Consider the following 22,414-nt stretch of genomic DNA (forward strand, 5'->3'; position numbering starts at 1 on the left):
GATCGCAGTCCGCGTCCGGACAGTCGGTCAGTTCCAGGGGCGCGCCATGAAACGCGCCTTCGCGCCGTTCAGCACGTTCAGCGCCTGGTCGATATTCCGGGTGCGGGCCGCATCGGACTTCAGCCTTGCAAAATAACGCAAAATCTCTTTCTGCAAGCTCGGGGCCAGCTGGTCCCATCGCGCCTTGGCGACCGGATTGGCATCAAGGCGCGCCGCAAATTCGGCCGGTATCGCGTGCGCGGGGCCACCGCGATAACGGTCGTCGAACGCCACCGTGACGTCCACGGTGTCGCCGACCTTGGTACCCGACGCCTTGCGAATGGAACCATCGAGATAGAGCAGGAAGCCGCCGTCCCCCGCGGGCATCATGTTGACGCGCGCGGGCGGCTCAGGCTGACCATTGACCTGTACCGTAACCGGGATCGGCCGTTTCCAGTCGGGCCGGATTTGCTGCGCCCGCGCTTCGCTGACCATCACATAGGGGTTGATACCCCGCAGCTCGATCCGGGCCGTGAACTTCATCGCAGACCCGTTGGCCAAGCGCGCATCACCCGCGCAGCACCGCCCCCACCTTCGCCGCTGCTGCGACCACCTTGTCGGCGATCGCCTTCAGCTCGGCGTCGGTGAAGCTTTTTTCGACCGGCTGCAATTCGACCTCGACCGCCAGGCTCACCTGACCTTCGGGCACGCCTTGGCCGGTGAAGCGGTCGAACAGGCGAGCATCGACAATGCTCGCCTTGTCGGCGCCGCGGATCGCGCGGACCAAGTCGGCGGCGGTCAGGCTGGTCGGCGCCAGGAACGCGAAGTCGCGGCGCACCGATTGCAGTGCGGGCGGGGTGAAGGCGGCGCGTGCCGGACCGCTCGCGCGCTTGGCGGGATTGGCATCGAGGAAGATCTGCACCGCCATCACCGGGCCGTCGACATCAAAATGGCGTGTCAGCAGCGGGTGGAGTGCGCCAAATTCGGCGAGCACCGCCTTGGGGCCGAGCCGCAGCGTCGCCGACTGGCCGGGGTGCCAGATGCTGCCTTCGCTCACCGCTTCCATGACCTGCAAGCGGTCGGCGGGGGCGCCCGCGGCTTCGAGCAGCGCCAGCGCTACGGCCTTGGCGTCGAACGCGTCGAACGGCGCCGCCTTGCCCGCCTGCCACCCGCGTGCGCGCTTGTCGCCCGCCATCAGCACGGCGAGCGTCGGATGCTCGGCGCCCGCCAGATAACGCCGCCCGATTTCGAACAGGCGGATGCTGTCCGCGCCGCGGTTCTGGTTGCGCTGCGCCGCGGCGAGCAGGCCGGGGAGCAGCGACGGGCGCATGACCTTCAAATCTTCGCTGATCGGATTGGCGAGCGACCAGTCGCCGCCGCCGAACGGCGCCGCGTCGCTCTCGCTGATGAACGACCAGGTGACGGCTTCATGGAAGCCCGCCGCCGCCGCGGCGCGGCGCATACGGCGTTCGGTCAGCTGTTCGGGGGTCGCGGTCGGTTTGGCGACGCCATCACTGCGCGGCAGTGGCACCGACGCGATCGCGTCGAAACCGGTGATGCGCGTGACCTCCTCGACCAGATCGGGCGCGCCGTCGACGTCGCGGCGCCAGCTTGGCACCGCGACCTGCCAGCGGCTGCCCTGTTCGATCACGGTGAAGCCCAGCGCGGTCAGGATGTCCTTTTGCCGGTCCGGGGCGATGGCGATGCCGCCCAGCGTCGCCGACAGCGTGGGATCGTAATCGACCGTCTTCACCTCGGCGGGCGGGGTTCCGGCGCGGGTCACCGCCGAGGGAGTGCCGCCGCAGATCGCCAGCACATGCGCAGTGACGATCGCGGTCGCATCGTCCAGAAACGCCGGGTCGACCCCGCGCTCGAAACGGCTGCGCGCGTCGCTGGTCAGCGCCAGCGCCTGTCCGGTCAGCGCGATGCGCTCGGGGGTGAAATAGGCGACCTCGATCAGCACGTCGCTCGTCGTCTCGCTGCACCCACTATGCTCGCCGCCCATGATCCCGGCGATGTCGTGGACGCCGATGTCGTCGGCGATCACCGTCATCGTGTCGGTGAGCGTATAATCCTTGCCGTTGAGCGCGGTGACCGTCTCGCCCGCTTTGGCGCGGCGCGCGACGAGCGGGCCCGTCAGCTTGGCGCGATCATAGATGTGGCTGGGGCGGCCCAGGTCGAACATCACATAATTGCTGATGTCGACAAGCGCCGAGATCGAGCGCTGCCCGACCGCTTCGAGGCGGCGGCGCATCCACTCGGGGGCGATGCCGTTGGCGACGCCACTGATCGTGCGACCGTAAAAGGCGGGGCAGCCTTCGGGATCGTCGGTCCGGATTTCGGTTGCGGGGGCGCCTTCGCCCGCGATCGTCGGAACGGCGAGCGGCTTGAGCGTGCCGAGCCCCGCGGCGGCCAGGTCGCGCGCGATGCCGCGCACGCCCATGCAATCCTGCCGGTTCGGGGTGATCGAAATGTCGATGACCGGATCGCCCGCGCCGCTGTAATCGGCAAAGCTGGTGCCCACGGGCGCATCGGCGGGCAGCTCGATGATCCCGTCATGGTCGTCGCCCAGCTCCAGCTCGCGCGATGAGCACATCATGCCGTTCGATTCGACCCCGCGCACCGCGGCGACTTTCAGCTCCATCCCGTTCGCAGGCACCACCGCGCCGGGCAGTCCAAGCACGCCGACCAGCCCCGCGCGCGCATTGGGGGCGCCGCACACCACGGTCAGCGGCGCGCCGCCGTCACCGCTATCGACGGTGAGCACCTGCAATTTGTCGGCCTGCGGATGCTTCTCGGCGGTCAGCACCTTGGCGACGCGGAAGCCCGCGAACTTGTCGGCCGGATTTTCGACGCCTTCGACCTCATGGCCGATGCGGTTGAGGGTATCGACAACATCGGCGACGGTGAAATCACCGTCCAGATGCTCGCGGAGCCATTCGAGGGTGATCTTCATGCCGAAATCCCCCCGCTCAGCGTCGGGACACTCAGCGCGCCGAATCCATAGTGGCTGAGCCAGCGCAGGTCGCCGTCGAAGAAGGCGCGCAGGTCATCCATGCCATATTTAAGCATCGCCAGCCGATCGACCCCCACCCCGAAGGCAAAGCCCTGCCATTCGTCGGGGTCGAGCCCGCAATTGGCGATGACGCGGCGGTTGACCATCCCGCTACCGAGCAGCTCCATCCACGCATGGCCGTCATCGTCGCCGTGTCCGCCAACGATGCGGCGGCCCTTTTCTTGGCGGTAGCCGACGTCCACTTCCGCCGAGGGTTCGGTGAAGGGGAAATAGCTCGGGCGCAGCCGCAGCACGATGTCGTCGCGCTCGAAATAGGCCTTCAGGAACGTCTCGAGCGTCCACTTCAGATGCCCCATATGGATGCCGCGGTCGATGACGAGACCTTCGACCTGATGAAACATCGGCGTATGCGTCGCGTCGCTATCGCTGCGATACACGCGGCCCGGCGCGATAATGCGGATCGGCGGGGCTTCCGACATCATCGTCCTAATTTGCACCGGCGATGTGTGCGTCCGCAGCAACATACGCTGCGTGGCACCTTCGCCAACTTCCGGGAAATAGAAGGTGTCGTGCATCGCGCGCGCCGGATGCGTCTCCGGAATATTGAGCGCCGTGAAATTGTGCCAGTCGTCCTCAATCTCGGGACCGGTCGCGACGGCAAAGCCCATGTCGGCAAAGATTTCGGCGAGTTCGTCCATCACCTGGCTGACCGGATGGACGCTCCCGCGCGGGGTTTCGGCGGCGGGGAGCGTCATGTCGATCGCTTCGGCGGCGAGTTTGACGTCGAGCGCCGCTGCGTCGAGCGCCGCCTTGCGGCTGGCAATCGCGGTGGTGACACTTTCACGCAGGGCGTGGATCTGCGGCCCCTGCGCCTGTCGCTCTTCGGGGCTCATCCCCCCCAGTGTTTTCAGGAGCGCAGTGATGCTGCCTGCCTTGCCGAGCGCGGCGACGCGCAGCGCTTCGAGCGTGTCGAGGTCGCTCGCCGCATTTATGTCGTCCACCAGCCGGGCCTGAACGGCCTGAATATCGCTCATCATCATTCGTCCTGCAGCGGCGACCAAAAGCCGCGCCGCCGCTTGCACCGAACGCAATGCGTGGGTCAAGCCCCGGGGCTATCCGCCGGGCTTGTGCAGCCCCTGGACCGGCGCGCCGATTGCTGCGGCGCGCGCCTTGGCGGCGGCGCCCAGGATCGGTTTGGGGCGCGCGGCATATTCGCGCGGGCTCATTCCCATGAACTTGGCAAAGTCGCGGGTGAATTGCGCCTGGTCATAATAATGATGATCCATCGTATCGATCCACGCCATCGACGGGTCGAGCATGAAGCGCGCCAGCGAGCGTAGAAAGCGCTGGCGGCGCAGCAGGAGCTTGGGCGAAAAGCCGAAGGCGCGATGGCTGAGGCGTTCGATCGAGCGTTCGGACAGCCCCAGCTTGGCCGACAGGTCGGCGACGGTCGACAGGTCGTCGTCAACAAGCGCGCGGTGCGCCGCGAGGATCGCGGGATCGTCGGGCGGGGCGTCACCCAACAAAGCGCAGAAATGGGCGTCGATCATGGCGGCGGCGGCATCGACATCGTTCACCCCCCGCAACTTTTCGCCCAGCGGCACGAATGCGGCAAAGGCGGGGTGCGCGGCACCGTCGCAGAACTGGTCGGCCATTTCGTCGGCCGGCAGCGGGATGAGCTTTGCCCACCCCAGTGGCACGATGCCGATGCCCCAGACGCGCATATTGCCGACGGCGAAATAGGTGGCGGTGCTCGTAGGGCCGGTCGCGATAAAGTGCGGCGTCGGGACCGCCGGGGCGCCGCCGACCGACGCCAACGGGACGTCGCCGTCGACGAAGCGCAAATTGGCCCATTCGGGGTGAAGATAGTCGTCGACGCGGGTCCCGGCGGGCACCGACACTTCGGTGAGATAGATGGTGCTGAGATAGGAGCGCAGCGCCGACGACACCGCGAAAAACCGGGTGGCGATTCGGACGTCGGACGGGGTGGCATCGGGCGCGCTGCGTTCGGGCATCGACATCCATCTAACGAGCATTAACGACGAAAAACAACATTTTGACGCTATTCTCTGTCGGGTTTGTACAATTTTCTACGTTCCAACTTCTTCATAGTTGCGCCAATCATCCTTTGGAGGTGCTCTCCGACGGGCAAAAATTTGCAAACTTCACCCGGCCGGCAGCTTTCTGCGACCCACGGCTTTTCGGAACGGGCGGGGGGGCGATGGTTTCCCACTGGAACCATTGTCGAAGCGGCGCGAGGCGAAAGCTTCGCGCCGCTTCTTCGTTCGGGGTGAGAAGCGGACGTTGATGGGAATCGTCGCCGCCGCGCAGGCGGGGGCCGCTCGTCGTCTACTCTTGCATTGCTGCGTAAACCGACAGCGGCCCCCGCCTGAGCGGCGGCGACGGCCAGTTTTGTCCCCCGCCGACATCCCAGCCGCCCAAACCCCAACGAAAAAGGGCGGCCCCGCCGGGACCGCCCTTGTTTCGTGCCGTTCGGCCGAAAAGCGTCAGGCTGCCTTGGGCAGCGCCGCTTTCGCCTGGGCGATGATGGCGGTGAAGACCGCGCCTTCGTTCATCGCGAGGTCGGCCATGACCTTCCGGTCGAGCTCGATCCCGGCCAGCTTCACGCCGTGCATGAACTGCGAATAGGTCAGGCCTTCGGCGCGGACCGCCGCGTTGATGCGCTGGATCCACAGGCCGCGGAAGCTCCGCTTCTTAACCTTGCGGTCGCGATAAGCATATTGGCCGGCCTTTTCGACCGCCTGCTTGGCGATGCGGATCGTATTCTTGCGACGGCCATAATAGCCCTTCGCCTGTTCCAGAATCCGTTTGTGCTTGGCGTGCGTCGTCGTACCGCGTTTGATGCGTGACATGGTCTAGCGCTCCTTACTTCAGGCCGTAGGGCGCCCAGAGGCGCACATGGGCTGCGTCCGAATCGCTGAGCACGCTGGTGCCGCGGTTGGTACGGATATACTTCGCGTTATGCGAAATCAGGCGGTGGCGCTTGCCGGCGACGCCGTGCTTCACCTTGCCCGAGGCGGTGAATTTGAAGCGTTTCTTCACACCGCTCTTGGTCTTCATCTTGGGCATTTTGGTCTCCTTTTGAAGTCCGTTTGCGTATCGGCCTGGCAGCCCTTGTCGCCAGCCGGTACAATCGGAAGCGGCGCGCTTAGGGGGATTCGCGCGGAAATGCAAGCGTTGCAGGTGTCGCAGCGCCGGGCGCGCATTCAATGATGGCAGGCGAGCCCTTCGATCACATCCTCGAGCCGCGCCGGATCACCAAGCGCGATGACATGGCCCGCACTGTCGGCGCTCAACGGGTCGCCGTTCCAGTCGCACATCGTCCCGCCCGCACCCTCGACGATCGGTGCCAGCGCGGCGAAGTCGTGGAGCTTGAGGCCAGCCTCGACCACCAGATCGATGTGACCGCTCGCCAGCAGGCCATAATTATAACAGTCGCCGCCGAAGACCATGCGCTTGTGCGCGGTCTTCGCCGCGAGCGCCATGAAATGTTCGGCGTCATGATTGTCGAAATATTGCGGGCCGGTGGTGGCGAGCACCGCGTCGCCGAGCGAGCGGCAGCTTCGCGCCCGCGCCGGCTGGCCGTTGAACAAGGTCGGTTGTCCAACCGCGCCGACCCAGCGTTCGCCCGCGATCGGCTGGTCGATGATGCCCAGCACCGGCCAGCCGTCCTGCAGCAGCGCGATCAGGGTGCCGAAGATCGGGCGTCCGGCCATGAAGCTGACGGTGCCATCGATCGGGTCGAGCACCCATTGGCGCGACGCTTCCGCGCGCTCCGTCCCATATTCCTCGCCGATGATCCCGTCGCGCGGCGCTTCGGCGTCGAGCAGGCGGCGCATCGCGGCTTCGGCGGCGCGGTCGGCCTCGGTCACCGGTGAGGCGTCGGCCTTGGCTTCGTGCGCCCAGGCCGAACGGAACAGCGGGCGGATGGCCGCGCCCGCCACATCGGCGAGGCGATGGGCGATGGCAATGTCGGATTCGAGCGTCATGCGATCAGTCGAACAGCGACGAGACGCTCGATTCGTCGGCGATGCGCTTGATCGCTTCGCCGAGCAGCGGGGCGACGGTCAGCGCGCGAACCTTCTTGCTGTCGTTGACCGCATCGGTCGGCTGGATCGAATCGGTGATGACGAGTTCGGTGAGCTCGCTCGCTTCGACGCGCGCGACCGCGCCGCCGGACAAGACGCCATGGGTACAATAAGCGACGACGCCCTCGGCGCCCGCAGCCTTCAGCGCCCCGGCAGCGTTGCACAGCGTGCCCGCCGAATCGACGATGTCGTCGATCAGGATGCAGAAGCGCCCGGACACGTCGCCGATGATGTTCATCACTTCGGATTCGCCAGCACGTTCACGGCGCTTGTCGACGATCGCCAGCGGCGCATTGTCGAGCCGCTTGGCGAGCGCGCGGGCGCGGACCACGCCGCCGACGTCGGGCGACACGACCATCAGATTGCGGTCGCCGAAGCGCGCCTGGATGTCGGCGCTCATCACCGGCGCGGCGTAGAGATTGTCGGTCGGAATGTCGAAGAAGCCCTGGATCTGCCCGGCGTGCAGATCGATCGCGAGGACGCGGTCGGCGCCCGAGGTGGTGATCAGATTGGCGACAAGCTTCGCCGAAATCGGCGTGCGCGGGCCGGGTTTGCGATCCTGGCGGGCATAGCCGAAATAGGGGATGACCGCCGTGATGCGTTTCGCCGACGCGCGGCGGAGCGCGTCGGTGATGATCAGCAACTCCATCAGATTGTCGTTGGCCGGAAAATTGGTCGGCTGGACGATGAACACGTCCTGGCCGCGAACATTTTCATGGATCTCGACGAACACTTCCTCGTCGGCGAAGCGGCGCACGCTGGTGTCGGTCAGCGGCAGTTCCAGATAGTCCGCGATGGCGCGGGCGAGAGGCAGGTTGCTGTTGCCGGAGATCAGTTTCATGGGGTGCGCGGCCCTTTCGCGGCGGATAGGATTGCGCGCCCCTTAGCCAGCGGGGGGCGATAGGGGAAGAGCTTAAAGCCATCCAGCGGCGCGAAGCTGCGGCATCATGTCGCGCGATACCGGCACCTCCTGCCCGCCAGCCAGCGTCAGGATCGCGGTCCGTCCGTCGCGGCGCACCGCGGTCACCCCGCCGCGCGCTACCCACCAGCTGCGATGGACGCGCAGGCCGTCGGCATGGCCGAGCCGCTCGATGGCGTCGCGCAGCCGCATCAGGATCAGCTCTTCGCGACCGTCGCCGATGACGCGGACATAATGATCCTCGCCTTTCAGAGCGCGCACTGGACCGAAGCCGGGCGGGAGCGGCAATGTCGGCGCCGTCGGTGCAGCAGCGCCGCCCCCGGCATTCGCGGCGACGGGTTTCGGCGTGGGCGGAGCCACCGGGGCCGTCGTCGGTTCGGGATCGGCGGCGGGGCGGAAAAGCAGATACATTGCCGTGTGGATGATCACCCCGATCACCAGCACCTGCAGATAGATCGCGCCGAGCAGCGGCGACTGGAGCGCCTCGCCAACCGATGCGCGCCGCCAGAGCAGCATGACGAGCATGGTCATCGGCATCGAACCGACGACCAGGCCCAGCGCGATGGTCACCGCATAAGGGATGCGCACCGCCTCGGCGAGCCAGCGCGCCACGGCACCGAGGCCGCCAAAGATCGGATAACCGCAGAGGACCAGCAGCGGCCACAGGACCAGCCGCTGCACCAGCGGCAATTCGTAGCTGCCGAAAGGGCCGATCAGCGCGAGGATGATCCCCGCGACGATCATCAGGAAGCTTTCGATCGCAATTTTCCGCGCCATGACGCCGGTCTGGCTGCCACTTGGCGCTTCGTCAATTGGCAGCTGCGCCGGATTCGCGAAGTTTTCGGCCGGACCGGCGAAGTCGCGATTGCCCGCCAATTGCCGTGCGGCATCTGCGGTGCATCGACCAGCAAGGACTATCCGATGACCACCCAAGCCGCAGCCGCCTCGCCCATCCGCCGTTACGCCCCCTTTATCCGCGCGGTTGCCCAGACTGCCGCGGTCACCGCCGCGGTCCTGGCGCTGGGCTATCTGATGCGCGGACAGGGCGAATATCGCACCCCGGCCTGGGCGCTGTGGATCCATCTCGGCACCGTGATCCCCGCGGTGCCGCTCGGCGCTTTCGTGCTGTGGGCGCCCAAGGGAACGCGCGGGCACAAGGCGGCGGGGCGCGTCTGGGCGCTGCTGATGCTGGTGACCGCGATCGACAGCTTCTGGCTGCGCGGGCTGACGGGCGGCATCGGGCCGATCCACATCTTTTCGGTGATCACCCTTTATTCGATCCCCATGGGCATCTGGCATGCGCGGCGCGGCAATATCATTGCCCACCAGCGCGCGATGCGCGGGGTTTATATCGGACTGATCGTTGCGGGCGCCTTTGCCATGATGCCGGGACGGTTTCTTCCCGATCTTCTGTTCGGCTGAGCATTGCAATCGCCGCCGCCGGGCGTATGGCTCGGCGGCATGACCGACGCCGTCCAAACGCTCACCATCGTGATGGCCCAGATGACGCAGGCGGTCGGCGACCTTGCCGCCAATGCCGACGCCATGCGCAGCGTTCGGGCGCGCCACCCCGAGGCCGACCTGATCCTCTACCCCGAATTCCAGTTGATCGGTTATCCGCCCGAGGATCTGGTGCTGAAACCTGCGCTGGCGGAACGCGCCGCGATCATGCTGGCCGAATTGGCGCTGGAAACCGGGGATGGCGGCCCGGCGATGCTGGTCGGGTCGGTCGAACGCGATGGGGCGGACCTTTATAACATCGTCGCGCTGCTCGATGGCGGCAAGATCGTCGCCACGCGGCGCAAGCACGAATTGCCCAATTACGGTACTTTCGACGAAAAGCGCATCTTTGTCCCCGGGCCGCTCCCTGATGTCGTCGATTGGCGCGGGATCAAGCTCGGGTTGCCGATCTGCGAGGACGGGTGGCTGCCGAAAGTTTGCCGGCATCTGGCCGACCAGGGCGCCGAACTGCTGATCTCGGTCAATGGCAGCCCTTACGAAATCGACAAGGACGAGCGGCGGCTGACGCAGGTCTTCGCCAGCCGCGTGGCCGAAACCGGGCTGCCGCTGATCTTCCTCAACCGCATTGGCGGGCAGGACGAAATTGTGTTCGACGGCTGCTCGTTCGTACTCAACGCCGATGGCACGACGGCACACCGGCTGACCGATTGGGAAGAGGAAGAACGGGAAACGCGTTGGACAAAGGATGGCGCCGGTTGGACCTGCGCCCCCGGTGCGATTGCCGAATGGGAGGCGCACCCCGCCGACATTTACAGCGCGATGATCGTGTCGCTGCGCGACTATGTGACACGCAACCGCTTTCCCGGCGTCGTGCTCGGGCTTTCGGGCGGGATCGATTCGGCGATCTGCGCCGCGATCGCCGCCGACGCGCTGGGCCCCGACAAAGTGTGGTGCGTAATGCTGCCGAGCCGCTTTACCAGCCAGGCGAGCCTCGACGATGCTGCGGGCTGCGCCGAATTGGTCGGGTGCAAGCTCGACACCATCCCGATCGTCCCGGCGGTCGAAGCGTTCGACACGATGCTGGCGGGTAGCTTTGCCGATGTCGATGTCGACATCACCGAGGAGAATGTCCAGTCGCGTATCCGCGGCGTGACCCTGATGGCGCTGTCGAACAAATTTGGTCCGATGCTGCTGACCACGGGCAACAAGAGCGAGATGAGCGTCGGCTATGCGACGATCTATGGCGACATGGCGGGCGGCTATAATCCGCTCAAGGACGCCTATAAGATGACGGTGTTTGCGGTCGCCAAGTGGCGCAACGAAAATGTTCCTCGCCTGTCGCGCAATCCGGTCGCGCCGGTGATGCCGGAAACGATCATCACCAAGCCGCCAAGCGCCGAGCTGCGTCCCGACCAGAAGGACGAAGACAGCCTGCCGCCCTATCCCGATCTCGACCGCATGCTGCACATGCTGGTCGAAGAGGAAGCCAGCGTCGATGATGTCGTCGCGAAATATGGGTTCGACCGCGATGCGGTGGTACGGATCGAACGCTTGCTGATGCTCGCCGAATATAAGCGGCGTCAGGCGCCGCCGGGGGTCAAGCTGTCGACGCGCAATTTCGGGCGCGACCGGCGTTATCCGATCACCCACGGTTTCCGCACCGGCTGACCCCCCATCGCCGATTACGGGCGGGTACCGGTACGCCTCCCCTCTTCGTTCCCTTGCCGCTCGCCGCTAAGCTCGCGGATCGGGAAATAATAATGGGGGAGCAAGATATGGCGTTATTTGGTGAAAAGGCGTCACCGCAAAAGGCCGAGCGGGCGCTCGACGTGCTGCGGATCACCGTCGCGTTACTGATTCTGATTCATGGCGCTTTCCGCTTGATCGCGGGTGGCGTGGCGCCATTTGGCGTCTGGCTGGAAAGCCAGGGCTTTCCGATGGGATTCGCCTGGGCGCTGGCGGTGACCCTGTTCGAACTCGTCGGCCCAGTACTGATGCTCGCTCGGCGCTGGACGAGTTTTGCCGCGCTTGGTCATGCGGCGATCCTGACGCTCGGCATGATCATGGTCCATTTGCCCTTTGGCTGGTTCGTGGTCGGCGCGGGGCGCAATGGAATGGAATATAGCGTCATCCTGATCGTCTCTTTGCTCACCATCGCCTGGGCTTATTGGCCGGAGCGCCGCCGCGGCGCCTGACGCGGCACGGTTGGGGTCGCGCGCGGCGGGCGAAGTGGTTATAGGCGCGCGGCATGACCGTCGTGACCCGCTTCGCCCCCTCGCCGACCGGCACCCTGCATGTCGGCAACGTCCGCACCGCGCTCCACAACTGGCTATGGGCGCGGAGGCATGGCGGGCGTTTTCTGCTCCGCATCGACGATACCGACCTTGAACGGTCGAAGGACGAATATGTCGATGCGATTCGCGCCGACCTGGCGTGGCTTGGTCTCGACATCGACGGAGAGGCGCGTCAGTCGGCGCGTTTTGCGCTGTACGAAGCCGAATTCGACAAGCTCAAGGCGGCGGGGCGGGTCTATGCCTGTTACGAAACCCCCGAAGAACTCGACATCCGGCGCAAGATCCTGCTCTCACGGGGATTGCCGCCGGTCTATGAACGCAAGGCGGCGGATGCCCCCGTACCCGACGGCGTGGCGCCGCATTGGCGTTTCCGCCTCGACCATGACGCGCCGATCGAGTGGGCCGATCTGGTTCGTGGAGAACAGCATTTCGAGCCAAAAACCATGTCCGATCCCGTGGTGCGCCGCGCCGACGGCAGCTGGCTGTACCTGCTGCCCAGCGTGATCGACGATATTGAAATGGGCATTACCCATGTCGTGCGCGGCGAGGATCATGTGTCGAACACCGCGACCCAGATCCAGATGTTTGCCGCGCTGGGCGCCGCGCCACCGCATTTCGCGCACGAGGCGCTGCTGGTGGGTACCGAGGGCAAATTGTCAAAACGGCTCGGTTCGCTCGGCATGGCCAGTTTGCGCGACGAAGGGATCGAGCCGATCGCGCTCGCGGCGCTGCTCGCGCGGCTGGGTACCAGCGATCCGGTCGAGCCGGTGACCAGCCTGACGCCGCTGATCGAGCATATCGACTTTGCGCGCTTTGGCCGCGCCCCGGCGCGCTTCGACGAGGCCGAACTGGCGCTGCTCAACCAGAAGATCCTGCACCAGACCGACTATGAAACGGTCGCCGACCGTTTGCCCGCCGCGATCACCGCGGCACGCTGGCATGCAATCCGCCCCAATCTGATGACCGTGGCAGAGGCCGCCGATTGGGTGGGGGTGTTCGACGGACCGCTTTCGCCGCCGCTCGCCGACCCGGCCGATCGCGCGGTGCTGACTGCCGCCGCTGCCGCTGCGCCCACGATCGACTGGAGCGCCGACCCCTGGCATGTGCTGACCGCGGCGGTGAAGGAAGCGACCGGGGCAAAGGGCCGCCGCCTGTTCCTGCCGCTCCGCCGTGCCCTGACCGCGCGCGACCATGGTCCTGACATGGCGGAACTGCTGCCGTTGATCGCGAAAGATCAGGCGATCGCGCGGCTGGCCGCGAGCTAGCCAAGCAACAACGGCAAGCCCGCGACCTGCTTCCCTACCCTTAAGCTTGACATAGATAGTTATGATATACTATCACTAGTACCGGACTTGGCCGATAGCAGTGGTCAAAGCACGGCGGGGCCGGGTCTGACAGGCAAGGAGAGATGCCATGACCCTGATACCCTTGATTTCGACCATCATGACCGCGCCCGAGGCGACGACGGCGCCAGCGGCGGGACCGACCTTGCTGCCGCGCAACAGCTATGGCAGCGACCATGGCCGCCATCCGGTGGCGGCGCTCTTTGCCATCGGCCTGCCCGCCGCGCTCGTCGTCGCGGTCGCACTGTCACCGATGGTCATGGTGGCACCGCCGAAGACCGAACCGCTGCTGGGCACGCTCATCGACCTTGCCAAGCCGATCGAACCGCTGCCGCCGCAACCGGCCAAAAAGGTGGAGCCGATCGAACGATCGTCCTCCGCAATCGATACCGTAAATTCGCCGATCGATGCCGATCCGACCACCGACAATCGGGTCACCGAGGGGCCGGTCGTCATTGACTCGGGCCCGATCGATCCCGGACCTCCGGCCCGGCCCGCCGATCCGCCGCCGCTTCCGAAGCTGGTTCTCGCCGAGCTCGACCCCCGTTACGCGGGCGCCTTCCAGCCCGACTATCCAGCGAGCGAACAGCGGCGCGAGATCACGGGCGTGGCAAAGGTCCGCGTCCTCATCGGCACCGACGGGCGGGTAAAGGCCGTCGAGCTCATCAGCACCGACAGCCCCGGCTTCTTTGTCGAAACCAGGCGGCGCGCGCTGGCAAAATGGCGCTTCAAGCCGGCGACGCGCGGCGGTGTGGCCGAAGAAAGCTGGAAGGTGATGACGGTTCGTTTCGAGATCAAGGTGGCCTGATCGCTCGGCAAGACCCCTCCTGGGCGGACGGCTCGCTGCCGTCCGCCCGCTCTTTTGCTTGACAGAAGCGTCGAATCCGGTCAGAGGCGCGCGAAGTTTTGGGGGCGGCGCGGCGTCGCGCAGCCCCTGAGTTTTTTCACACCAACGCCGGGGCCCTTAGTCCCGCCGCGTCCTCCGGAGCTCCGGCGGATGTGCAGTTATTTCGAGGAACAGGGCCATGGCCAAGCCGACGACCGTCAAGATCAAGCTGGTTAGCACCGCCGACACGGGCTTTTTCTATGTCACGAAAAAGAACCCGCGCACGATGACCGAAAAGATGTCGGTGCGGAAGTACGACCCGCGCGTGCGCAAGCATGTCGAGTTCAAGGAATCGAAGATCAAGTGATGCATCGACCCGTTCGGCAGTGCTGGACGGGCTGACGATGCATCATCCCGGCGAAGGCCGGGATCAAGGGGCGGCCTTTTGCGCCGCCCTTTTCCGTGTGCGTATGCAGGCTTCGGGGCTGTCGGGCGACGTTACCTCTGAGCGTCGCCCCCGCGCAGGCGGGGGCGCAAGCGGCCTATTCCTGCATCGTCGCGTAAGCCGGCGGCGGGCCCCGCCTGCGCGAGGGCGACGGCCAGTTTCGGCCCCTTACAAAAATCCCGCGCTATCCGTTCGACCCGCCGTTCTCACCCGTCGCGCAGCGGGCGCCGCGCGACGTCGTTTTCGATGATGTTGCGGATCGCGATCAAGGTCGTGAACGAATGAACGCCCTTGTCCTCGCCCAGCGCGCGGCGGGTGAAGGCATCATATTCCTCCATCGAGCCGACCTGCACCTTGAGCAGGAAATCATCCTCGCCAGTGATGTCCCACGCCCCGGTAATTTCGGGATGATGCACGATCGCGCGGGCAAAATTGTCCATCGTCTGCGGCCCCGCCTGCTGCATCTGGACCAGCACATGCATGGTCAGCGCCGAACCGGTGAGCGCCGGATTGACCACCGCTATGTCCGCAACAATCACCTTTTCATCGCGCAGGCGCCGCAGGCGGCGCAGCACCGCCGATAGCGACAGGCCGACCTTGTCGGCGAGCACGCGCGCGGGCTCGAGGTTGTTCTGGCGGACCAGCGCCAAGAGCTGCCGGTCGAACCGGTCAATGTCGGCGATTTTTCGCATGATTGATCAAATAGCACAAAAATTGGTCGCCCACACGGTCAATTTTGGCGCCAATCGCCATTCCCCTGGGCCTAAAAATCGCCCGTCGGGCCCGCCCTCTCTCCCTTGCTGCGGCGCCCGACGCAGGAGATGAACAATGACGATAATCCCCGATTCGAACCGGTTCCATCGCGTGTGGAGTGCGGTGATCGAAGCATCCTCAGCCATGGTGGCGATCCATTATGCTGCCCCGTGGAGCGAACGCAGCCCTTCGCGTGGGACGGAGAAGGTACGACGTTATAACGGCTGACGTCGCGGACTGGCCGGGCCTCGCTTTGGCGTGCGTGCAGGCGTTAGGGTTGGGGTAGGCAGCGGACATGCTAACAACGTCGCCCCCGCGAAGGCGCGGGCCGCTAGCCGCCTATTTCTGCGCTGCCGTGTAAATCGACAGCGGCCCCCGCCTGCGCGGGGGCGACCTGTTGCTTCGGCCGCGCGCCCACGCCTGCCCGCTCAGGCAAACGCCCCGACGCTTTCGATGAACTTGATCACCGAAATCGGTTTCGACACATAGGCTTCGGCGCCGGCGGCGCGGATCTGTTCCTCGTCGCCCTTCCCGGCATAGGCGGTTACCGCCATGATCGGCACCGCGCGCAGCGTCAGGTCGGCCTTCATCTGCCCGATCAGCTCGAGCCCGCTGACATGCGGCAGCTGGATGTCCATGATGATCAGGTCGGGGGCAATCTCGCGCGCTTTGTTAAGCGCATCGCGCCCGTCGCGGACCGGGTGCGCGGTATAGCCATGGGCGTTGAGCAGGTCGCAGAAGAGGCGCAGGTTCAGCTCATTATCCTCGACGACCAATATGGTCTTGCCCATGATACTCCGCTTCCCCACCTTGCGTTCGCGGCCCGTTTAGGCGAATCGGCCGCACGACACAATTGCCTCCCGTTGAAGGGAAAAATGCCTTGCACGACGATGACGCGGCTCTGGCGCTTCAGGCGCTCGGCTGGATATTGACCGACGAACCGCGCGCCGAGCGGCTGCTCGGGCTCACCGGCCTGGCGCCGAGCGACCTCCGATCCTCACTGGGCGAGCAGGCGACACTCGCGGCGATCCTGTCGTTTCTGACGAGCCATGAAAACGACCTTGTCGCCTGCGCCGATGCGCTGCAGGTGCCGCCCGCCGCCATCGCGGCGGCGTCGCTGCGCCTGGAAGGATTGCACCGATGAACCGCCCGCTCGTCATCACCGATTGCGACGAGGTGCTGATGCACATGGTCGTTCCATTTGCCGAATGGGTCGATGCCGAACATGGCGTGCTATTTCGCATCGAGGATGCGAGTTTCGCCGGGGCGCTGAAGCGGAAGGAATGCGGCACACCGCTGGAGGCGGCCGAAGTCTGGCCGCTGCTCGACAGCTTTTTCCGCACCGAAATGCCGCGGCAATATCCGATTCCCGGCGCGCTCGCCGCGATGGCGACGATCGCCGAACAGGCCGATATCGTCGTCCTGACCAATGTCGGCCCCGACCATCAGCAGGCGCGGATCGACCAGCTGGCGAGTCATGATTTCCACGCGCCGGTGATCGGCAGCCGCGGCGGCAAGGGCGAACCGGTGCGCCGCCTGCTCGAACAATATCGACCCTCGGTGGCAATCTTCATCGACGACCTCGCGAACCACCACAGCTCGGTGGCGCACGAAGCGCCCGAAGTGTGGCGGCTTCATCTGGTTGGCGAACCCGCGATCGCCGACAAGATCGTCCCGGCCCGGCATGCCCATGCGCGCATCGACGATTGGAATGTCGCGCGCGACTGGATATTGGCGCGGCTGACCGAAAACATCCCCGCCCCCACCCCCGAACTCGCATAAAGGACGCATCATGGACATCGCCGCCAAACTCGCCGAACTCGGCCTCGAACTTCCCAAGGCTGCGGCCCCGGTTGCCGCCTATGTCCCCGTCGTCGAGCAGAATGGTCTGCTCTATGTCAGCGGCCAGCTGCCCTTTCGCGATGGGCAGGTTGTCACCGGGCGCCTCGGCGACGACATGGATGTGGCGGGCGGTCAGGACGCGGCGCAGCGCGTCGCGCTGATGCTCGTCGCGCAGATCGGACAGGCGATCGGCGGCGACTGGTCGCGTATCGAGCGCGTCGTCAAGCTCGGCGTCTTCGTCAACAGCGCGCCGAGCTTCACCGATCAGGCGAAAGTCGCCAATGGTGCGTCGGAACTGTTCGAGACGCTGTTCGGCGAAGCGGGCCGCCATGCGCGCGCCGCCGTGGGCGTTGCGGTGCTGCCGCTCGGGGCTGCGGTCGAGGCCGATGCAATCGTCGCGGTGAAGCCCGCCTAAGGCTGGCGATGGCCGAAGCCGACCCGCCCGCACGGACGATCTCGCTCGGCACCGGTGTCGCTGCAATCGATGCCGCGGCATGGGACGCGTTGCATGACGGCGGTAATCCGTTTGTCAGCCATGCGTTCCTGTCGTTGCTTGAGGAATCGGGCAGCGTTGGGCCGGGCACCGGCTGGCAGGCCGCGCCGCTGCTAATTGAGGATGCGGCGGGCGTGCTGCTTGCCGCCGCGCCTGCTTACCTCAAATCGCACAGCCAGGGCGAATATGTGTTCGACCAGGGCTGGGCCGACGCCTGGGCGCGTGCCGGCGGGAGTTATTATCCCAAGCTTCAGATCGCAGCGCCTTTCACCCCCGTGCCGGGGCCGCGGCTGCTGGTGCAAAGCGAGGAGGATGCGGCGCTGCTGATCCGCGCCGCAGAAGCGTTGGTGCGCCAGAATGGTCTGTCGTCGGCGCATGCGACCTTTGTCGCGCCCGACCAGATGCCGCTGTTCGAAAACGCGGGCTGGCTGGTGCGCCGCGACATCCAGTTCCACTTTGCCAATGCGAACTACGCCCGCTTCGACGAATTCCTCGCGACGCTGACCTCGGCAAAGGGCAAGCAGCTGCGCAAGGAGCGCGCGCGGGCGGTCGAAGGGTTGCGGATCGAGGAGTTGACCGGCGCGGCGATCCGCCCCGAACATTGGGATGCCATGTGGCTCTTCTATCAGGACACTGGCGCGCGCAAATGGGGGCGTCCCTATCTGACGCGCGCGGCGTTCGACCTGATTGGGACGCGGATGGCGGAGCAGGTCATCCTGCTCATCGCTTATGATGATGACCGGCCGGTGGCGGGCGCGCTGCACTTTCTTGGCGCCGACACGCTCTACGGCCGCTATTGGGGGTGCCTGACCGACATCCCCTATCTGCATTTCGAGCTATGCTATTACCGCGCGATCGACATCGCGATCGCGCGCGGGCTGCGCCGGGTCGAGGCGGGCGCGCAAGGCGGGCATAAGCTCGCGCGTGGCTATGGCCCGGTCGCGACATGGTCGGCGCATTTCATCGCCGATCCGGGATTCCGCCGTGCGGTCGCCGATTTTCTGGAGCAGGAGCGCCGCGCCGAAGAAGCCGAAATGCAATGGTTGGAAGGGCATATGCCCTTTCGGCGGGCGGATTAGGGCGACCGCCGGGATATTTGGTTCGCACGAAGACACAAAGACGCGAAGATGTCGCGTGGACCGCGAAGTGGCTCTGTCATATAACCTAACCGGGAAAAAGTGGGAGGCCTGCTGGCCCGAGCCAACCTCTTCGTGTCTTTGTGTCTTTGTGCGAAAAATTCAGGCAGCAAACCGCCGCGCAGCCGGACGACGCGCCGTCTCGTCGAGCCAAGCGCGCGCTTGGCGCTGCGCTTCGGCGATTTCGTCGCGGCTCATTTCGTCGGACAGGTCGGCGCGGCATTGCTGGCCTTCCTTGTTGCCGCCCAGCGCCGCGAGATTGAACCATTTATGCGCCTGGATCAGATCGACATCGACCCCGCCGGTCCCGGTGGAAAATGCGATCCCCAGATCGAAATAGGCATTGGCGTCGCCGCGCGCCGCGTCGAGCAGGCGGCTTTCGATCAGAAATTGCGCGGACTTCAGACTGTTGGCCATAAAAACCCCCTGTCGCCTCCCCCCACAGGAGGCTTCGGGGTCTAACCTTGCGACTTATGGTCAACAAAGCGTTAACGCGGGGCGCGATTTCTTGTGGATAGTGCGCCAAAGTGGCGCAATTCTGCCGATTTTCGTCGTAATCAACTCACCGGATAATTGTCGATCAGCCGCGTTTTGCCCATCCGCGCGGCGGCGAGCAGGCGCGCCGGGTTCCGAAAAACGGTCAATCTTTCAAGGCTGTCGGCATCGGCGAGCGCGACATAATCGACGCTGTCAAAGCCGCCTGCGACGATCGCCGCCGCCGCTTCGGTCAACGCCGCATCGACATCGCCGCCCTGGGCAATCGCTCTTGCAGCGGCTTTCAAGGCATCGGGAAAGGCGGTTGCTGCAGCGCGCTGCTCGGCCGACAGATAAGCGTTGCGCGACGACAGCGCGAGGCCGTCGGGATCGCGCGCGATCGGGGCACCCAAAATGTCGAGGTGGAAATCGAGGTCGCGCGCCATGCGGCGGATGATCGCGAGCTGCTGCCAATCCTTTTCGCCGAAGATCGCGATGTCGGGACGGACCTGGTTGAACAATTTGGCGACGACGGTGGCGACGCCGTCGAAATGACCGGGGCGGGCGGCGCCGCAATAATCGGCGCCAAGTTCGGCAACCTCGATATGCGTGCTATGGCCGCCGGGATACATGACCGCGACGTCGGGCGCCCAGAGCAGCGCGACGCCTTGCTCGACCAGCAAGGCCGCATCGCGCGCTTCGTCGCGCGGATAGGCGGCGAAATCCTCGTTGGGGCCGAATTGGGTCGGGTTGACGAAGATCGAGACGACGACATGGTCAGCGACGCGCCGCCCCATGTGGACGAGCGAGAGGTGGCCGTCGTGCAGCGCCCCCATCGTCGGCACCAGCGCGACACTTTTGCCGCCCTGCTTCAGCGCCGCGATGCCGCGGTGCAGCGTCGCGATGTCACGGATGATTTGCACGCTTGCCCGCCCTCCGATAATGGCGACGCAACGGCCACCCGAGCGGCTCCCATGCGCCGCCAACAGGAAAATCGCAACGCTCATGACGAACCCCGCCCCGCACCGCATCATCTTTGCCAATGAAAAGGGCGGGACCGGAAAATCTACCTGCGCCGTCCATTTCGCGGTCGCGCTGGCGAGTCAGGGGTGGAAGGTCGCGGGGCTCGATCTCGACCCGCGCCAGCGTACCTTTCACCGCTATCTCGAGAATCGGACCAACACCGCCAAACGCCGCGATATCGTTTTGCCGACGCCGCATTTCGAAGTGTTCGATGGTTCGACGATCGAGGAACTCGACGCGCAGGTCGCGCGGCTGTCGCACGATGTCGATTATTTCATCGCCGACACGCCCGGCCGCGACGATGTGTTTGCGCGCCATCTGGCGACGTCCGCCGACACGCTGGTCACCCCGATCAACGACAGTTTCATCGATTTCGACCTGATCGGTCAGGTCGATCCCGAGAGTTTTCAGGTCACTCGCCCCAGCTTTTATTCGGAACTGATCTGGGACACGCGCAAGGCGCGCGCCAAGAGCGACGGGCGGACGATCGACTGGATCATCCTGCGCAACCGCCTCCAGCATGTCGACGCGCATAATATGCGCCGCGTCGGCGAGGCGCTGAACCAGCTATCGCGCCGCGTCGGCTTCCGTGTCATCCCCGGGCTTGGCGAACGTGTGATCTATCGCGAGCTGTTTCCTGCGGGTCTGACCCTGCTCGACAAGCCGCATCTCGGCGGCATGGGGATCGGCCATGTCGTCGCGCGGCAGGAATTGCGCGAAGCGATGGGCGGGCTGAACCTGCCCGCGCGCGAGCGGCTGCACCCCGACGGCGATCTGTTCGCCGCCGCCTGACACCTCCCCCACCGCACAAGACTGAGAGCATTATGACGCACAATTTCCATCCCACGATGCTGCGCGAATATGACATCCGCGGCGTGGTCGGCGACACGCTGTCGGACAAGGACGCCTATGCCATCGGGCGCAGTTTCGCGACGCTCGTCGCGCGCGGAGGGGGCAAGCGGATCGCGGTCGGTTATGACGGACGGCTGTCGTCGCCGATGCTCGCCGACGCGCTGATCGCCGGGATCAACGCGGCGGGTATCGACGCGCTGAACGTCGGGCTCGGGCCGACGCCGATGCTCTATTATGCGGCGTCAACCGAAGAGGTGGATGGCGGCATCCAGATAACCGGCAGCCACAATCCCCCCGACTATAACGGCTTCAAATTTGTGATGCAGGGGCGTCCTTTCTATGGCGCCGACATTCAGCGGATCGGGGAAATGGCCGCCGCGGGCGATTGGGAAACTGGCGAAGGTGCCACGCAGAGCATCGACATCATCGACGCCTATGTCGACCGGCTGGTCGAGGGTTTCGCCGGTAGCGCCTTCCGCATCGGCTGGGATGCGGGCAATGGCGCGGCGGGGACGGTGATCGAAAAACTCACCGCGAAGTTGCCGGGCGAGCATTTCCTGTTGTTCACCGACATCGACGGCCATTTCCCGAACCACCATCCCGATCCCACCGAAGAGAAGAATCTGGCCGATTTGCGCAAGCTCGTCGCCGAGAGGAATCTCGATTTCGGCGTCGCTTTCGATGGAGATGGCGACAGGATCGGCGCGATCGACGGCGAGGGACGGGTGATCTGGGGCGACCAGTTGCTGCAAATCTACGCCGCGGCGTTGCTGCAGGACATGCCCGGCGCGACGATCATTGCCGATGTTAAGGCGAGTCAGGCGCTATTCGACCGCGTTGCGGAGCTCGGCGGAACGCCCTTGATGTGGAAGACCGGCCACAGCCTGATCAAGGCAAAGATGAAGGAAACCGGCAGCCCGCTGGCGGGCGAGATGAGCGGGCATGTCTTCTTCGCCGACCGCTATTATGGCTATGACGACGCGCCTTACGCCGCGGTGCGGCTGATCGAGGCGGCGACGAAGCTCGGGCAAAGCGTTACCGAATTGCGCGGCAATATGGCGCCGATGGTCAACACGCCTGAACTCCGCTTCCAGGTCGACGAGGTGCGCAAATTCGCCATTGTGGATGAAGTATTGGCGCGGCTGGCCGCATCGGGGGCAAAGGTCGATCGCACCGACGGCGCGCGGGTGCTGACCGACGACGGCTGGTGGCTGCTCCGCGCCTCGAACACGCAGGATGTGCTGGTCGCGCGCGCCGAAGCGAAGGATGAGGTCGCCTTGGCACGGTTGCTCGCCGCGATCGACGAACAGCTTGCGCAGTCGGGGGTGGTACGCGGCCCACAGACCGGGCACTAGGCCCCCTTCGCGCCGCCTTGCAATAATCTTGCCAGATTGACCTTGGCCGCGCTCCTCGGGTAACGCCCGTGCATATGTCTTCAGGAAGCGATCC

At 65.3% G+C, this 22,414-nt stretch carries 25 protein-coding genes; 12 read left to right on the forward strand and 13 right to left on the reverse strand.

Going from position 1 to position 22,414, the window contains the following annotated elements; all coding sequences use genetic code 11:
* Positions 1–27: 27 nt before the first annotated feature.
* From FFS18_RS02845 to FFS18_RS17345, 9 genes are all read right to left on the reverse strand, one after another.
* Positions 28–522, reverse strand: a complete 495-nt coding sequence (locus tag FFS18_RS02845; protein WP_137869669.1) for a YdeI/OmpD-associated family protein — start codon at positions 520–522, stop codon at positions 28–30.
* Positions 523–547: 25 nt separating this feature from the next.
* Positions 548–2,935, reverse strand: coding sequence for a phenylalanine--tRNA ligase subunit beta (pheT, locus tag FFS18_RS02850; RefSeq protein ID WP_137869670.1), 2,388 nt, complete (start codon positions 2,933–2,935; stop codon positions 548–550).
* Positions 2,932–4,029, reverse strand: coding sequence for a phenylalanine--tRNA ligase subunit alpha (gene pheS / locus FFS18_RS02855; protein ID WP_137869671.1), 1,098 nt, complete (start codon positions 4,027–4,029; stop codon positions 2,932–2,934). Before pheS ends, pheT begins: the two co-directional genes overlap by 4 nt.
* Before the next feature lie 78 nt (positions 4,030–4,107).
* Positions 4,108–5,010 (reverse strand): helix-turn-helix domain-containing protein, encoded by a 903-nt coding sequence (locus FFS18_RS02860; protein ID WP_137869672.1) that lies wholly within the window; start codon positions 5,008–5,010, stop codon positions 4,108–4,110.
* A 492-nt stretch (positions 5,011–5,502) separates the two neighbouring features.
* Complete coding sequence (gene rplT, locus FFS18_RS02865; RefSeq protein ID WP_120217721.1) at positions 5,503–5,868, reverse strand: 50S ribosomal protein L20; 366 nt, start codon at positions 5,866–5,868, stop codon at positions 5,503–5,505.
* Between the two features lie 13 nt (positions 5,869–5,881).
* Positions 5,882–6,085 carry a 50S ribosomal protein L35 gene (gene rpmI / locus FFS18_RS02870; protein WP_120217722.1) on the reverse strand — a complete coding sequence of 68 codons (204 nt, stop codon included), beginning with the start codon at positions 6,083–6,085 and terminating at the stop codon, positions 5,882–5,884.
* 137 nt (positions 6,086–6,222) lie between these two features.
* Positions 6,223–7,005 (reverse strand): histidinol-phosphatase, encoded by a 783-nt coding sequence (hisN, locus tag FFS18_RS02875; protein WP_137869673.1) that lies wholly within the window; start codon positions 7,003–7,005, stop codon positions 6,223–6,225.
* Between the two features lie 4 nt (positions 7,006–7,009).
* Entirely contained in the window at positions 7,010–7,945 is a 936-nt protein-coding gene (locus FFS18_RS02880) for a ribose-phosphate pyrophosphokinase (RefSeq protein WP_120217724.1), read from the reverse strand.
* Positions 7,946–8,017: 72 nt separating this feature from the next.
* Positions 8,018–8,800 (reverse strand): LytTR family DNA-binding domain-containing protein, encoded by a 783-nt coding sequence (locus FFS18_RS17345; protein ID WP_171005200.1) that lies wholly within the window; start codon positions 8,798–8,800, stop codon positions 8,018–8,020.
* A 144-nt stretch (positions 8,801–8,944) separates the two neighbouring features.
* Here FFS18_RS17345 and FFS18_RS17350 point away from each other — a divergent pair, with 144 nt between their 5' ends.
* From FFS18_RS17350 to rpmG, 6 genes are all read left to right on the forward strand, one after another.
* The gene (locus FFS18_RS17350; protein ID WP_171005201.1) at positions 8,945–9,445 is read left to right on the forward strand and encodes a DUF2306 domain-containing protein; all 501 of its coding nucleotides are present in this window, start codon (positions 8,945–8,947) and stop codon (positions 9,443–9,445) included.
* A gap of 39 nt (positions 9,446–9,484) precedes the next feature.
* Complete coding sequence (locus tag FFS18_RS02890) at positions 9,485–11,152, forward strand: NAD+ synthase (RefSeq protein WP_137869674.1); 1,668 nt, start codon at positions 9,485–9,487, stop codon at positions 11,150–11,152.
* Between the two features lie 107 nt (positions 11,153–11,259).
* Positions 11,260–11,679 carry a DoxX family protein gene (locus FFS18_RS02895; protein WP_171005202.1) on the forward strand — a complete coding sequence of 140 codons (420 nt, stop codon included), beginning with the start codon at positions 11,260–11,262 and terminating at the stop codon, positions 11,677–11,679.
* 53 nt (positions 11,680–11,732) lie between these two features.
* Entirely contained in the window at positions 11,733–13,043 is a 1,311-nt protein-coding gene (gene gltX, locus FFS18_RS02900; protein ID WP_137869676.1) for a glutamate--tRNA ligase, read from the forward strand.
* A 148-nt stretch (positions 13,044–13,191) separates the two neighbouring features.
* Positions 13,192–13,929: an energy transducer TonB gene (locus FFS18_RS02905; RefSeq protein WP_137869677.1), complete on the forward strand. Its 738-nt coding sequence runs from the start codon at positions 13,192–13,194 to the stop codon at positions 13,927–13,929.
* 217 nt (positions 13,930–14,146) lie between these two features.
* Positions 14,147–14,314, forward strand: coding sequence for a 50S ribosomal protein L33 (rpmG, locus tag FFS18_RS02910; RefSeq protein ID WP_058818055.1), 168 nt, complete (start codon positions 14,147–14,149; stop codon positions 14,312–14,314).
* Between the two features lie 284 nt (positions 14,315–14,598).
* Here rpmG and FFS18_RS02915 read toward each other — a convergent pair whose 3' ends face one another.
* Both FFS18_RS02915 and FFS18_RS02920 read right to left on the reverse strand, forming a co-directional pair.
* Entirely contained in the window at positions 14,599–15,084 is a 486-nt protein-coding gene (locus FFS18_RS02915) for an Lrp/AsnC family transcriptional regulator (RefSeq protein ID WP_137869678.1), read from the reverse strand.
* Positions 15,085–15,573: 489 nt separating this feature from the next.
* On the reverse strand, positions 15,574–15,936 hold the full coding sequence (locus tag FFS18_RS02920) for a response regulator (protein ID WP_120217731.1): 363 nt from the start codon (positions 15,934–15,936) through the stop codon (positions 15,574–15,576).
* 89 nt (positions 15,937–16,025) lie between these two features.
* Between FFS18_RS02920 and FFS18_RS02925 the strand changes: the two genes are divergently transcribed.
* From FFS18_RS02925 to FFS18_RS02940, 4 genes are read left to right on the forward strand one after another with little or no spacing between them, the layout of a single operon-like run.
* Positions 16,026–16,289, forward strand: a complete 264-nt coding sequence (locus FFS18_RS02925) for a DUF3572 domain-containing protein (protein ID WP_137869679.1) — start codon at positions 16,026–16,028, stop codon at positions 16,287–16,289.
* Positions 16,286–16,927, forward strand: coding sequence for an HAD family hydrolase (locus FFS18_RS02930; protein WP_137869680.1), 642 nt, complete (start codon positions 16,286–16,288; stop codon positions 16,925–16,927). Before FFS18_RS02925 ends, FFS18_RS02930 begins: the two co-directional genes overlap by 4 nt.
* A 10-nt stretch (positions 16,928–16,937) precedes the next feature.
* Positions 16,938–17,402: a RidA family protein gene (locus FFS18_RS02935; protein WP_137869681.1), complete on the forward strand. Its 465-nt coding sequence runs from the start codon at positions 16,938–16,940 to the stop codon at positions 17,400–17,402.
* 8 nt (positions 17,403–17,410) lie between these two features.
* Positions 17,411–18,559 carry a GNAT family N-acetyltransferase gene (locus FFS18_RS02940; protein ID WP_137869682.1) on the forward strand — a complete coding sequence of 383 codons (1,149 nt, stop codon included), beginning with the start codon at positions 17,411–17,413 and terminating at the stop codon, positions 18,557–18,559.
* Positions 18,560–18,718: 159 nt separating this feature from the next.
* Here the strand turns inward: FFS18_RS02940 and FFS18_RS02945 are convergent, their stop codons facing one another.
* Together FFS18_RS02945 and panC are read right to left on the reverse strand one after the other, a co-directional pair.
* Positions 18,719–19,033, reverse strand: a complete 315-nt coding sequence (locus FFS18_RS02945; protein ID WP_120217736.1) for an SEL1-like repeat protein — start codon at positions 19,031–19,033, stop codon at positions 18,719–18,721.
* A gap of 140 nt (positions 19,034–19,173) precedes the next feature.
* A complete protein-coding gene (panC, locus tag FFS18_RS02950; RefSeq protein WP_137869683.1) occupies positions 19,174–20,013 on the reverse strand; it encodes a pantoate--beta-alanine ligase in 840 nt (279 codons plus the stop codon).
* A gap of 82 nt (positions 20,014–20,095) precedes the next feature.
* On the opposite strand from panC, the gene FFS18_RS02955 reads away from it, so the two are divergent.
* Positions 20,096–20,905 (forward strand): division plane positioning ATPase MipZ, encoded by an 810-nt coding sequence (locus FFS18_RS02955; RefSeq protein WP_137869684.1) that lies wholly within the window; start codon positions 20,096–20,098, stop codon positions 20,903–20,905.
* 32 nt (positions 20,906–20,937) lie between these two features.
* Positions 20,938–22,320, forward strand: coding sequence for a phosphoglucomutase/phosphomannomutase PgmG (gene pgmG, locus FFS18_RS02960; RefSeq protein ID WP_137869685.1), 1,383 nt, complete (start codon positions 20,938–20,940; stop codon positions 22,318–22,320).
* Positions 22,321–22,414: the final 94 nt, after the last annotated feature.

This window comes from Sphingopyxis sp. 2PD (genome assembly GCF_005503695.1).
Taxonomy (GTDB): domain Bacteria; phylum Pseudomonadota; class Alphaproteobacteria; order Sphingomonadales; family Sphingomonadaceae; genus Sphingopyxis.